This is a genomic window from Allobosea sp. 10L422 (assembly GCF_056395345.1).
In genome coordinates, this window is the sequence record NZ_JBFTJI010000013.1 from 119185 (window position 1) to 132052 (window position 12868).

Here is a 12868-nt window from a genome sequence, read left to right on the forward strand (position 1 = left end):
TACGATGGCGAACTAGCGATTGCGTGGCCCGGAACCGCATGCTAGTGCACCGCCACATTTCGGTCGCGAAGTCGTCTTGCCGACTTTGCGCCTAAGATACTCGCAGCGCCGGGACGATGCACTCCACCTTCTCTGGAAGGTCGCCGGTGCAGTCCCTTGAAACGAGAGACGGGAAGCGTGGCTGAAGGCGGATCGCAGGGGACATTGGTGTCGGGCGTAGCTCAGCGCTATGCCACCGCTCTGTTCGAACTGGCTGAGGAGACGGGTGCGATCGATACCGTCGCCGCGGCTCTCGATGCTTTCAACGGCCTGCTCGCTGAGAGCGCCGATCTCACTCGCCTGATCGAGAGCCCGGCCTTCACCGCCGAGGAGCAGGTCGCCGCGATCAAGGCCGTGCTCGAGAAGGCCGGCATCACCGGCATTGCCGCCAATTTCATCGGGCTGGTCGCCAGCAAGCGCCGCCTCTTCGCGCTGCCGGGCATGATCACCGGCTACAAGCGCCTGGTCGCCGAGGCCAAGGGCATCGTCTCCGCCGAGGTGACGGTCGCCGAAGAGCCGACGGCCAAGCGCGTCGACGAGATCCGCGCGGCGCTCAAGGGCGTTGCTGGCAAGGATGTCGACATCTCGATCAAGGTCGATCCGACGCTGATCGGCGGGCTCATCGTCAAGATGGCTTCGCGGATGGTCGACGCCTCGCTGAAAACCAAGCTCAATTCAATTCGTCTTGCCATGAAAGAGGTCGGCTGATGGACATCCGCCCCGCTGAAATCTCCGCCATTCTGAAGGCTCAGATCTCGAATTTCGGCTCGGAAGCTTCGGTCACCGAAGTCGGCCAGGTTCTCTCCGTCGGTGACGGCATCGCCCGCGTCTACGGCCTCGACAAGGTCCAGGCCGGTGAGATGGTCGAGTTCGAGTCCGGCGTGCGCGGCATGGCGCTCAACCTCGAGAGCGACAATGTCGGCGTCGTGATCTTCGGTTCCGACCGCGAGATCAAGGAAGGCCAGACCGTCAAGCGCACCGGCGCCATCGTCGACGTTCCCGTCGGCAAGGAGCTGCTCGGCCGCGTCGTCGACGCGCTCGGCAACCCGATCGACGGCAAGGGCCCGATCAAGGCGAAGACCCGCGCCCGCGTCGACGTCAAGGCCCCCGGCATCATCCCGCGCAAGTCGGTGCACGAGCCGATGGCGACCGGCCTCAAGGCGATCGATGCCCTGATCCCGATCGGCCGCGGCCAGCGCGAGCTCATCATCGGCGACCGCCAGACCGGCAAGACCGCCGTGGCGCTCGACACGATCCTGAACCAGAAGTCGCTGAACGGCGAAGGCGCCCCGGAGAGCCAGAAGCTCTACTGCGTCTACGTCGCCGTCGGCCAGAAGCGCTCGACCGTCGCCCAGTTCGTCAAGGTTCTGGAAGAGCGCGGCGCGCTCGAGTACTCGATCGTCGTGGCGGCCACCGCCTCGGACGCTGCTCCGATGCAGTTCCTGGCGCCCTTCGCCGGCTGCGCCATGGGCGAGTTCTTCCGCGACAACGGCATGCACGCCGTCATCATCTATGAYGAYCTSTCSAAGCAGGCCGTCGCCTACCGCCAGATGTCGCTGCTGCTGCGCCGCCCGCCGGGCCGCGAAGCCTATCCGGGCGACGTGTTCTATCTCCACTCCCGCCTGCTCGAGCGCGCGGCGAAGATGGGCGAGGCCGCCGGCCTCGGCTCGCTGACGGCGCTGCCGGTCATCGAGACGCAGGCAAACGACGTCTCGGCCTACATCCCGACCAACGTGATCTCGATCACCGACGGCCAGATCTTCCTGGAGACGGACCTGTTCTACCAGGGCATCCGTCCGGCCGTGAACGTCGGCCTCTCGGTGTCGCGCGTCGGCTCCTCGGCGCAGACGAAAGCGACGAAGAAGGTCGCCGGCAAGATCAAGGGCGAGCTCGCCCAGTATCGCGAGATGGCTGCCTTCGCCCAGTTCGGCTCGGACCTCGACGCGGTCACGCAGCGCCTGCTCAACCGCGGCGCCCGCCTGACCGAGCTCCTGAAGCAGCCGCAGTTCTCGCCGCTGAAGATGGAAGAGCAGGTCGTCGTGATCTATGCCGGCGTGAACGGCTATCTCGACGCGCTGCCGGTCAACAAGGTCCGCGCCTTCGAGGATGGCCTGCTGTCACTGGTCCGCTCGAAGCATGCCGATTTCCTCAACGAGGTCGGTACGAGCAAGGACCTGTCGGACGCCAACGCCGCCAAGCTCAAGGACATCGTGACGAACTTCGCGAAGTCCTTCGCCTGATCGTGACCGCAGGCGCGGCGAGCCGATGAGGCTCCGCCGCGCCGCCTCTCTGGATTGCTTCGTCGTCGCACTGAGCGGCTGACGGGTAGGGGATAGAGACCGGATGCCGTCCCTTAAGGACCTACGTAATCGCATCGCCTCCGTGAAGGCGACGCAGAAGATCACCAAGGCCATGCAGATGGTCGCGGCTGCCAAGCTGCGCCGCGCGCAGTCTGCCGCCGAGGCCGCGCGCCCCTATGCCGAGCGCATGGAGACGGTGCTGGCGAACCTCGCTTCGGGCGTGACCGGGTCGAGCGCGCCGCGCCTGATCTCGGGCACGGGCTCGGACAAGGTGCATCTGCTGCTGGTTCTGACCGCCGAGCGCGGCCTGTGCGGCGCCTTCAACTCCTCGATCGCGCGCCTCGCCCGCGACAAGGCGAATGCGCTGAAGGCCGAGGGCAAGACGGTCAAGATCATCTGCGTCGGCAAGAAGGGCTACGATATCCTGCGCCGGCAGTTCGCGGCGGAGATCATCGAGTTCATCGACCTGCGCGAGTTCAAGCAGGTCGGCTTCGTCAACGCCGAGACGATCGCCCAGAACGTCCTGGCCCGCTTCGGCAATGGCGAGTTCGACGTCGCGACGCTGTTCTTCTCGCGCTTCCGCTCGGTGATCGCCCAGATCCCGACGGCACAGCGCATCATCCCGGCCGAAATCCCGGAAGGCACGCAGCAGACCGACGCGGTCTACGACTACGAGCCGGACGAGGGCGAAATCCTCGAGACGCTGCTGCCGCGCAACCTGACTGTGCAGATCCTGCGCGGGTTGCTCGAGAACGCAGCTTCCGAGCAGGGCGCGCGCATGTCGGCGATGGATTCCGCCACGCGCAATGCCGGCGAGATGATCAAGAAGCAGACGCAGCTCTACAACCGCTCGCGCCAGGCGATGATCACGAAGGAACTGATCGAGATCATCTCCGGCGCGGAAGCGCTCTAACCGCCTAGACTCTTGCCGGCGGTGCTCACCGCCGGCTGCCGAAACATCCGAATGCGCTAGTCCCGAGGTTCCGCCATGGCCAAAGCCGCTACCAAGACCACCAAGAAGACCGCCGACGAGAAGCCCGCCAACACCGGCACCGGCCGCGTTGCCCAGGTCATCGGCGCGGTTGTCGACGTGCAGTTCGACGGCGCCCTGCCGGAGATCCTGAACGCGCTCGAAACCGACAATCTCGGCAATCGCCTCGTCCTCGAGGTCGCCCAGCACCTCGGCGAGAACACCGTCCGCACCATCGCGATGGATTCCACCGAAGGTCTGGTCCGCGGCCAGCCGGTCACCGATACCGGCGCCCCGATCGCCGTCCCGGTCGGCGACGAGTGTCTTGGCCGCATCATGAACGTCATCGGCGAGCCGGTCGACGAAGCCGGCCCGATCCTGACGAGCCATACCCGCGGCATCCATCAGCCCGCTCCGTCCTATGCCGAGCAGGCCACCGAGGCGCAGATCCTCGTCACCGGCATCAAGGTCGTCGACTTGCTGGCGCCCTACGCCAAGGGCGGCAAGATCGGCCTCTTCGGCGGCGCCGGCGTCGGCAAGACCGTGCTGATCATGGAGCTGATCAACAACGTCGCGAAGGCCCATGGCGGCTACTCCGTGTTCGCCGGCGTCGGCGAGCGCACCCGCGAGGGTAACGACCTCTATCACGAGATGATCGAGTCGAACGTCAACAAGGACCCGAAGGAAAACGGCGGCTCGACCGCAGGTTCCAAGTGCGCCCTTGTGTACGGCCAGATGAACGAGCCGCCGGGCGCCCGCATGCGCGTCGCCCTCGCCGGCCTGACCGTCGCGGAAGACTTCCGCGACAAGGGCCAGGACGTGCTGTTCTTCGTCGACAACATCTTCCGCTTCACGCAGGCCGGCTCGGAAGTGTCCGCGCTGCTCGGCCGCATTCCCTCGGCGGTGGGCTATCAGCCGACGCTCGCCACCGACATGGGCAACCTGCAGGAGCGCATCACCACCACCAACAAGGGCTCGATCACCTCGGTGCAGGCGATCTACGTGCCCGCCGACGACCTGACCGACCCGGCGCCGGCGACCTCCTTCGCCCACCTGGACGCCACGACCGTGCTCTCGCGCTCGATCGCGGAAAAGGGCATCTACCCGGCGGTCGACCCGCTCGACTCGACTTCGCGCATGCTCTCGGCCGACATCGTCGGCGAGGAGCATTACGGCGTCGCCCGTCAGGTCCAGCAGATCCTCCAGCGCTACAAGGCGCTGCAGGACATCATCGCGATCCTGGGCATGGACGAACTCTCGGAAGACGACAAGATGACGGTGGCGCGCGCCCGCAAGATCGAGCGCTTCCTGTCGCAGCCCTTCCACGTCGCGGAAGTCTTCACCGGCTCGCCGGGCAAGCTCGTCTCGCTCGAAGACACGATCAAGGGCTTCAAGGGCCTGGTCGAGGGCAAGTACGATCACCTGCCGGAGGCGGCCTTCTACATGGTCGGCTCGATCGAGGAAGCCGTCGAGAAGGCTCAGCGCCTGGCCGCCGAGGCCGCGTAAGCTTCCGAACGCGTCGTCCCCGGGCCCAGCCCGGGGATCTCATGACCAGAAACTGCTGGTTTCCGAGATGGCCGGGGCAATTCCGGCCATGACGAGCCGGGGAGAATGAAACGATGGCCACCTTCAAGTTCGAACTCGTCTCGCCGGAGCGCATCCTGTTCTCGGGCGACGTCATCAGCGTCATCGTCCCATCGGTCGAGGGCGAGATGACCGTGCTCGCCGGCCATGCGCCGCTCGTCGCGACGCTCAAGGCCGGTATCGTCTTCGTCCAGACGACCGAGAGCAACGGCAAGGAATTCTTCATCAATGGCGGCCTCGTCGAGGTCAACCAGGCTTCGACGACGATCCTCGCCGAACAGGGCCGATTTCTAGAGGACGTCGACACCGCCGTCCTCGACGCCGAAATCCTGACCGCCGAGACGCGCCTTGCCGGCTCGCACAATGAGGACGAGCAGAAGCGCCTGCAGGACGCGCTGGTGCAGCTGCGCGAGTTCAAGCACGTCTTCGAGCAGCGCAAAGCGGCCTGAGCGTCGCCTGCAAGCCGAGAATGCAAGGGGCCGCGCGAGCGGCCCTTTTTCATGCGTACCTGATGAACTCCAGCAGCGAGCCGTCGGGGTCGCGGAAATAGACGCTCGTGCCATGGCCGCCCCGGCCGAAACGTTGGACCGGGCCGAGCTCGATCGCGACGTTCTGCCGTTGGAGATGGGTGATCGCTTCCGCGATCGGTTCCGGCCAGACGAAGCAGAGATCGCTGCCACCAGGCGGCACAGGCAGGCGGGCCACCGGGGTGGGATTGAGGCCCGGCCCGTGGCAGTTCAACTGCGCGCGGCCGACGCGATAGACGAAGCCATTCGTGTTCGGGATGATCTCGGCGCCGATCACATCGCGATAGAAGGCGTTCGAGCGTTCCCAGTCCGCGACATGGATCACGCAGTGGTCGAGTTCGACGATGCTCATCGGTCCATTCCTGCCGCCGTGATGGGCCTGGCGAAGGCCGTGAAGGCGGCGACGACCCGCTCGTACACGACCCGCTTGAAGGGAACGACGAGCCCCGGCATCTGGTTCGGCGGATGCCAGCGCCATTCGCTGAACTCCGCAGGCTCGTCGCCGTTCGGCTGGCTGATGTCGATCTCGTCCTCGTTGCCCGTGAAGCGGAACGCGACCCAGCGCTGGCGCTGACCGCGAAACGCCACGAGCCTGTGCGGCGGTCCGTCATAGCGCGGGAAGTCGTAGCTCCACCAATCGTCGGTCGCAGCCAGGAACGTGGCACGGGTGACGCCGGTCTCTTCGGCGAGTTCGCGGCGCGCGGCGGCGATGATGTCCTCGTCGGGATCGATGCCGCCCTGCGGCATCTGCCAGTGGAAGCCGGGCAGGATCACCTCGGGGCCTGCGCTATGCGAGCGGCCGGCAAAGACGAGCCCCGCTGCGTTGAACAGGGCGATGCCGACATTGGGGCGGTAGGGGAGACTCATCCGCTGAGCATACGACGCAGCCCGGGCCCGTGAAACGGCCAGGCGGAGCGTAAGCTACCTGACGCAGCCAGCTCAATTCGGAGAATGGCAGCCGGCAAAATTCAACCTTGCCGCTTCAGAAGAACGCAGGCGAGAAGGCCGGGAAAGCGTTGCTCGATATCGTCGCGGCGCAGCGCGTTCATCCGTGTCGCGCCTTCATTGCGGGTGCGGATGAGGCCGGCCTCGCGCAGGACGCGGAAATGATGCGAGACGCTGGATTTCGGCCGGTCACCTTCAAGGGCCTGGCAGCTCGCCTCTCCTTCCGTCGCAAGCCGGCGGATGACCTCCAGCCGGAATGGGTCGCTCAGCGCGTGGAAGACGTCTTCCAGCGCGATTTCCTCCGAAGCGGGCAGGCGGGCATGTCGCATCGGAGAATCCTATCACAGGGATTTGATATTGCCAAAGTTCGAAAAATATCGAATTATCGAATAACCAAATTCCCTACGCGGAGCCAAGCATGTCCGGCCTGTTCGATCCTTTCAGCCTGAAGAACGTCACCCTGCGAAACCGCATCGTGACATCGCCCATGTGCCAGTATTCCGCGCAGGACGGCGTCGCCAACGAATGGCATCGCGCCCACCTCGCCGGGCTGGCGCGTGGCGGCGCCGGCCTTGTCGTCATCGAGGCGACCGGTGTCTCGCCGGAAGGGCGGATCACGCCGGCCTGCCTCGGGCTGTGGAACGACGCACAGGCCGAGGCGCTGGCGCCGATCGTCGCCGAGATGCGCAAGGCCGGCGCCGTGACTGGCATCCAGATCGGCCATGCCGGCCGCAAGGCCAGCGCCAACCGTCCCTGGGAGGGCGACGATCACATCCCGGCAAATGATCCGCGTGGCTGGGAGACGATCGCTCCGTCTGCCATCGCTCAGGGCGGCGGCCTCTCGCGTGTGCCGCGGGCGATGACGCAGGCCGATATCGACCGTGTCCGCGCCGATTTCGTCGCCGCCGCCGAGCGCGCCCGGGACATCGGCATCGAATGGCTGAAGCTGCATTTCGCCCATGGCTATCTGGCGCAGAACTTCCTGTCGCGCCATGCCAACCAGCGCACGGACGAATACGGCGGCAGCTTCGAGAACCGCAGCCGCTTCCTGATCGAGACGCTGGCCGCCGTGCGCAAGGTCTGGCCGGAGGATCGGCCGTTGTCCGCCCGCCTCGGCGTGATCGAGTATGACGGCCAGGACGAGGAGACGCTTGCCGAGGCGATCGAGCTGGTGAAGCGCCTGAAGGACGAGGGGCTGGACTTCATCGACGTCAGCGTCGGCTTCTCGACCAACGAGGCGAAGATTCCGTGGGGCCCGGCCTTCCTGGCGCCGGTGGCCGAGCGGGTGCGCCGCGAGAGCGGGTTGCCGGCCTCGACGAGCTGGTACATCAGCAAGCCCGAGCAGGCCGACGCGCTGGTGCGCGAGGGCAAGGTCGATCTCGTCACGCTCGGCCGGCCGCTGCTGGCCGATCCGCACTGGCCCTATGCCGCCGCGCAGGCGCTCGGTGTCGAGAACCCGGCCTGGAAGACCCTGCCGGCGCCCTACGCCCACTGGCTCGCCCGCTACCGCGCGGCGTAACGAACCGGAACTGCGCCGTCATTCCGGATTGGCGCCGCTTCGCGGCTTGTCCGGAATGACGGGGAGCCCGGTCCTACTCGCCCATCGCGATCAGGCTGGCATTGCCGCCGGCCGCCGCGGTGTTGATCGTCACCGTCTGCTCCGTGGCGAAGCGGGCGAGGTAATGCGGGCCGCCGGCCTTGGGGCCGGTGCCCGACAGCCCGTGGCCGCCGAAGGGCTGCACGCCGACCACCGCGCCGATGATGTTGCGGTTCACATAGATGTTGCCGGCCGAGAGGCGCTCGGCCACGCGCTCGACCGTCGTCTCGATGCGCGAGTGGACGCCGAGCGTCAGCCCGTAGCCGGAGGCATCGATCGCATCGATCACCTTGTCGAGCTCGCCCGCCTTCCAGCGCACGACGTGCAGGATCGGCCCGAAATGCTCGGCGGTGAGGTCGGTGACGCGGTCCAGCCTGACGATATGCGGCGCGACGAAGGTGCCGCCGAGATCGGGTGCCTCACCGGCCCAGGCGACGCGGCCCTGCTGCCGCATGGCGGCGACATGGCTGTCGAGCCGCTGCTTGGCGGCGTCATCGATGACGGGGCCGATATGGATATCGAGCCGGCGGGGATCGCCGAGCTTGAGCTCCTTGGTAGCGCCTTCGATCATTTCGAGCATCTTGTCGGCGACGTCGTCCTGCACCACGAGCAGCCTGAGCGCCGAGCAGCGCTGGCCGGCCGAGCGGAAGGCCGACATCACGACATCGTCAGCGACCTGCTCCGGCAGGGCGGTGGCATCGACGATCATGGCGTTGAGACCGCCGGTCTCGGCGATCAGCGGCACGATCGGGCCGTCCTTGGCGGCGAGCGCCCGGTTGATGCCGCGCGCTGTCGCGGTCGAGCCGGTGAAGGCGACGCCGGCCACGTCCTTATGCGCGACCAGCGCCGCGCCGGCCTCGGTTCCGCCCGGCACGAGATGCAGCGCGCTGACCGGCACGCCGGCCTCGTGCAGGATCTTCACCGCGACCGTCGCGATGATCGGCGTCTGCGGCGCCGGCTTGGCGACGACGCTATTGCCGGCGACGAGCGCGGCGACGACCTGGCCGGTGAAGATCGCGAGCGGGAAGTTCCAGGGCGCGATGCAGACGAAGGCGCCGCGCCCGCGCAGGATCAGGCGGTTCTCCTCGCCGGTCGGGCCGGGCAGCACTGTAGGGGCCGCGAACTGCTCCTCCGCCTGTGCGGCGTAGTAGCGGCAGAAATCGACGGTCTCGCGCACCTCGGAAATGGCGTCGTCGATGGTCTTGCCGGCCTCGCACTGCAGCAGCGCGATCAGCAACCCGTGACGGGCCTCCATGATGTCGGCGGCCCTGCGCAGCGCAGCGGCGCGGATGCGGGCCGGCGTCTCGCTCCAGGCGCGGAAGCCGGCCTTCGCCGCGAGCAGGGCACGTTCGGCGGTCGCGGCATCGGCCTCGATGACCTTGCCGATCGGCTTGTTGTCGATCGGCGAGCGCACGTCGCGAGCGGCGCCGGGCTGGGCCCTGCCGTCGATGATCGGCGCGGCATCCGGGAAGCTCTTCGCCGCCGCGATGTCCTTCACCAGCGCGTCGAGGCTGGCTTCGTGGCCGAGCTCAGTGCCGGCCGAGTTCTTGCGCGACGGCCCGTAGAGATCGGCCGGAAGCGGGATGCGGCGGTGGCGGGCCGCGCCCGGCGTGCCGATGATGTCGGCGGGTGCGAGCAGAAGCTGCGAGACCGGCACGTCGGGATCGCCGGAGGCGCTGACGAAGGAGGAGTTGGCGCCGTTCTCGAGCAGGCGGCGGACGAGATAGGCGAGCAGGTCCTGATGGCCGCCGACCGGCGCATAGGTGCGGCAGGCATAGCCTTCGTTCTCGCGCAGCAGCTTCTCGTAGAGCGCCTCGCCCATGCCGTGCAGGCGCTGGAACTCGAAGCCCTCGGCATTACCAGCCATCTCGGCGACGGTCGCGACGGTCAGCGCATTATGCGTGGCGAATTGCGGGATGATGCGGGGCCTGAGCTTCAGGAGCTGGGCCGCGCAGGCCTCGTAGTTCAGGTCGGTCATCGCCTTGCGGGTGAAGACGGGATAATCGGCCAGCCCGCGCTCCTGCGCGCGCTTGAGCTCGGTGTCCCAGTAGGCGCCCTTGACCAGCCGCACCATCATGCGCCGGCTGTAGGTCTCCGCCAGCCGGCCGATATGGTCGATCACGGCCGAGGCGCGCTTCTGATAGGCCTGGATGGCCAAGCCGAAACCGTCCCAGCCGTCGAGCGAGGGATCGGCGAAGACGGCGTCGATCACATCGAGCGACAGCTCGAGCCGGTCGGCCTCTTCGGCGTCCACGGTGAAGTTGAGGTCGTAGCCCTTGGCCTGACGGGCGAGCCCGATCACCTTCGGCACGAGTTCGGACAGCACGCGCTCATGGTTGGTGGCGTCATAGCGCGGATGCAGCGCCGAGAGCTTGACCGAGATGCCCGGCCGATTGGGCAGCTTGTCATTGCCGGCGGAGCGGCCGATGGCGTCGATCGCATCAGCATAGGACTTGAAATAGCGGTCGGCATCGGCCTGGGTGCGCGCGCCTTCGCCGAGCATGTCGAAGGAATAGCGGTAGAGCTTGCCGGTGCCGGAACGGGCGCGCTTCAATGCCTCCTCGATCGTCTGGCCGAGCACGAAATGGCTGCCCATCACGCGCATCGCCTGGCGGGTCGCGGTGCGCACGGTCGGCACGCCCAAGCGCTTGGCAAGGCTGCTGACGATACCCGTCGGCGTCTCGCCCGGCTGGATGACGCGGGCGGTGATGCCGAGCGCCCAGGCCGAGGCCGAAACCAGGAAGGCATCGGATTTCGACTCGTGATGGGCGAAGTCGCCCTGGCCGAGCTTGTCCTCGATCAGTTGGTCGGCGGTGGCGGCGTCCGGCACGCGCAGCAGCGCCTCGGCCAGCACCATCAGGGCAAGCCCTTCCTTGGTGGAGAGCGAATACTCGCGCAGCAATTCCTCGATGCCGCCGAGCCCGACCTTGCGGGTGCGGATGGCATCGATCAGCCCGGTCGCGCGCGCGTCGATCCGGGCCTTGGCGGCGGGGTCGCGCCGGGCGCCGGCGAGCAGGCGGCCGGCGATGGCGCCGTCATCCTCGGCATAGGGCGCGCGGAAAGGCGGCATGGCGGTACGCGGGGCAGAGGCGACCATAAGGGGCTCCGAAGGAGGCTGGACTGGATTATCTGAAGGATGGTGGATCAACCGCCGCATATCAATTGGCATTTCATTGGTATTTCCAGTATGAAATCCAATTATATGGCAATTTTATAGAGAATTATCATGCTGGATAGGACGGATCGCCGTATCCTCGCTCTGCTGCAGGGCGATGGCCGCATAGCCGGCGTCGAGCTTGCCGAGAAGGTCGGGCTTTCTCCCACCGCCACGGGCGAGCGCCTGAAGCGGCTGACGCGCGACGGCTACATCACCGGCTACCGCGCCACGCTCGATCCGGAGAAGCTCGGCCTGCACCTCCTCGTCTTCGTCGAGGTCTATCTCGACAAGACGACGCCGGATGCCTTCGAGCGCTTCGCCGCGGCGGTGAAGCGGGCGCCGGAGGTCCTGGAATGCCACATGGTCGCGGGCGGCTTCGACTATCTGGTCAAGACGCGCGTGGCGGACATGAACGCCTATCGCCGCTTCCTTGGCGAGGTGCTGCTGGCTCTGCCGGCGGTGCGGGAGACGCGGACCTATGCGGTGATGGAAGAAGTGAAAACCGACGGCGCACTGCCCTTGTAATGAAACATCTGCCGCGTTGACGCCATTTCAACATCTTATGCTGTCAAGAAGCATGGACGATGCGGAGATGCCGCATCGCGGTCAGCAAGGCGCCCGGAGTCCTGCCATGCCCCTCGTTCCGCCCCCTCGTTTCCCAGTCCTGTGTCGGCGCGGGTTCGGGCAGCTGGCGGCCGGCGTTGTGGCGGCCTGCATCGCGGGCGGCGGCGCTGCCCGTGCGCAGGGCAATACGCCGGTTCGCTTCGCCCTGGACCGGCGTTTCGACGGCTTGACCGCGCCTTTCCTGGCCGCGCAGGACAAGGGCTATTTCGGAGCCGAGGGACTCGATGTCACCATCGAGCCGGGCAGCGGCTCGCGTGCCATGCTGCAGCGGCTGGCCGCTGGCGCGCAGGATGCCGGCTTCGGGGACGTCAATGCGCTCATCCGCTTCCGCGACGAGAACCCCGGCGCCGATCTGAAGGCGGTGATGATCATCCACGATCGGCCGGGCTTCGCGCTCATCGGCCGCAAGAGCCGGGGCATCACGGCCGAGCCGGCGAGCCTGGAGGGCCGCAAGCTGGGCACGGCGAGTGCCGAGGCCAGCTTTGCGCAGTGGCCGATCTTCAAGAGCCTGAACAAGATCGACGACAGCAAGATCAGGCTGGAGACCGTAGGTCTTCCGGTGCGGGAGCCGATGCTGGCCTCCGGGGAACTCGATGCCGCCTTTGGCTTCGGCACCTCGACCTATGTTTCCCTCAAGGGGCGCGGTGTGCCGGCGGACGACATCGTGCTGATGGAAATGGCCGATCATGGCCTTGTGCTTTATGGCAACGCCGTCATCGTGGCGGGCAAGTTCGCCGCCAGCAAGCCCGATGCGGTGCGCGGTCTTGTGCGCGCCGTCACGCACGGGGTCCGTGATGCCGTCCTGAACCCTGGCGCGAGCGCGCAGCTGGTGGTTCGCCGCAACGAGGACGCTCAGCCGGAGATCGAGCGCGAGAAGCTCGGCATGGTCAACGAGCGGAACGTGCTCACGCCCTATGTCCGGGCGCACGGCCTGGGCGGGATCGATGGCGAGCGCTGGTCGCAGGCGCTGGATCAGCTCACTTTGGCGGGAAGCTTCCGGGACAAGGCGCGCGCGGGCGATGCATTTTCGGACGCATTCCTGCCGCCAGCCGGCGAACGCATGTTCTGAGCGCATCGTGACGCACGGAGAGGCCGCGCTGCGGGTAGGTGACAGTGGCTGAGCGC

The 12868-nt window shown here is 66.9% G+C and carries 11 protein-coding genes and 1 pseudogene; 8 read left to right on the top strand and 4 right to left on the bottom strand.

The window, feature by feature from the left end; translation table 11 throughout:
* Window positions 1-177 precede the first annotated feature (177 nt).
* The 5 genes from AC1DEZ_RS22235 to AC1DEZ_RS22255 all read left to right on the top strand — a co-directional run bounded on the left by AC1DEZ_RS22235 (window position 178) and on the right by AC1DEZ_RS22255 (window position 5342).
* The gene (locus AC1DEZ_RS22235; protein ID WP_476780701.1) at window positions 178-747 is read left to right on the top strand and encodes a F0F1 ATP synthase subunit delta; all 570 of its coding nucleotides are present in this window, start codon (window positions 178-180) and stop codon (window positions 745-747) included.
* Window positions 747-2279: a F0F1 ATP synthase subunit alpha gene (gene atpA, locus AC1DEZ_RS22240; RefSeq protein ID WP_441509597.1), complete on the top strand. Its 1533-nt coding sequence runs from the start codon at window positions 747-749 to the stop codon at window positions 2277-2279. Before AC1DEZ_RS22235 ends, atpA begins: the two co-directional genes overlap by 1 nt.
* A gap of 103 nt (window positions 2280-2382) precedes the next feature.
* Window positions 2383-3252, top strand: coding sequence for a F0F1 ATP synthase subunit gamma (locus AC1DEZ_RS22245; RefSeq protein WP_476780702.1), 870 nt, complete (start codon window positions 2383-2385; stop codon window positions 3250-3252).
* Between the two features lie 75 nt (window positions 3253-3327).
* Window positions 3328-4815 (top strand): F0F1 ATP synthase subunit beta, encoded by a 1488-nt coding sequence (gene atpD, locus AC1DEZ_RS22250; RefSeq protein ID WP_476780703.1) that lies wholly within the window; start codon window positions 3328-3330, stop codon window positions 4813-4815.
* A gap of 113 nt (window positions 4816-4928) precedes the next feature.
* Window positions 4929-5342 (top strand): F0F1 ATP synthase subunit epsilon, encoded by a 414-nt coding sequence (locus AC1DEZ_RS22255; protein ID WP_441509594.1) that lies wholly within the window; start codon window positions 4929-4931, stop codon window positions 5340-5342.
* Window positions 5343-5391: 49 nt separating this feature from the next.
* Here AC1DEZ_RS22255 and AC1DEZ_RS22260 read toward each other — a convergent pair.
* The 3 genes and pseudogenes from AC1DEZ_RS22260 to AC1DEZ_RS22270 form a co-directional block, all read right to left on the bottom strand.
* Window positions 5392-5709 (bottom strand): annotated as a pseudogene (locus AC1DEZ_RS22260) (VOC family protein); the annotation flags it as partial.
* A 59-nt stretch (window positions 5710-5768) separates the two neighbouring features.
* On the bottom strand, window positions 5769-6287 hold the full coding sequence (locus AC1DEZ_RS22265) for an RNA pyrophosphohydrolase (protein WP_476780704.1): 519 nt from the start codon (window positions 6285-6287) through the stop codon (window positions 5769-5771).
* A 101-nt stretch (window positions 6288-6388) separates the two neighbouring features.
* Window positions 6389-6694, bottom strand: a complete 306-nt coding sequence (locus AC1DEZ_RS22270; protein ID WP_441509591.1) for an ArsR/SmtB family transcription factor — start codon at window positions 6692-6694, stop codon at window positions 6389-6391.
* Between the two features lie 89 nt (window positions 6695-6783).
* On the opposite strand from AC1DEZ_RS22270, the gene AC1DEZ_RS22275 reads away from it, so the two are divergent.
* Window positions 6784-7884: an NADH:flavin oxidoreductase/NADH oxidase gene (locus AC1DEZ_RS22275; protein WP_476780705.1), complete on the top strand. Its 1101-nt coding sequence runs from the start codon at window positions 6784-6786 to the stop codon at window positions 7882-7884.
* 73 nt (window positions 7885-7957) lie between these two features.
* Here the strand turns inward: AC1DEZ_RS22275 and putA are convergent, their stop codons facing one another.
* On the bottom strand, window positions 7958-11059 hold the full coding sequence (putA, locus tag AC1DEZ_RS22280) for a bifunctional proline dehydrogenase/L-glutamate gamma-semialdehyde dehydrogenase PutA (RefSeq protein WP_476780706.1): 3102 nt from the start codon (window positions 11057-11059) through the stop codon (window positions 7958-7960).
* Window positions 11060-11185: 126 nt separating this feature from the next.
* Between putA and AC1DEZ_RS22285 the strand changes: the two genes are divergently transcribed.
* Together AC1DEZ_RS22285 and AC1DEZ_RS22290 are read left to right on the top strand one after the other, a co-directional pair.
* Window positions 11186-11644 carry an Lrp/AsnC ligand binding domain-containing protein gene (locus tag AC1DEZ_RS22285; RefSeq protein ID WP_441510104.1) on the top strand — a complete coding sequence of 153 codons (459 nt, stop codon included), beginning with the start codon at window positions 11186-11188 and terminating at the stop codon, window positions 11642-11644.
* Between the two features lie 106 nt (window positions 11645-11750).
* On the top strand, window positions 11751-12812 hold the full coding sequence (locus AC1DEZ_RS22290) for an ABC transporter substrate-binding protein (RefSeq protein WP_476780707.1): 1062 nt from the start codon (window positions 11751-11753) through the stop codon (window positions 12810-12812).
* The last annotated feature ends 56 nt before the right edge of the window (window positions 12813-12868 follow it).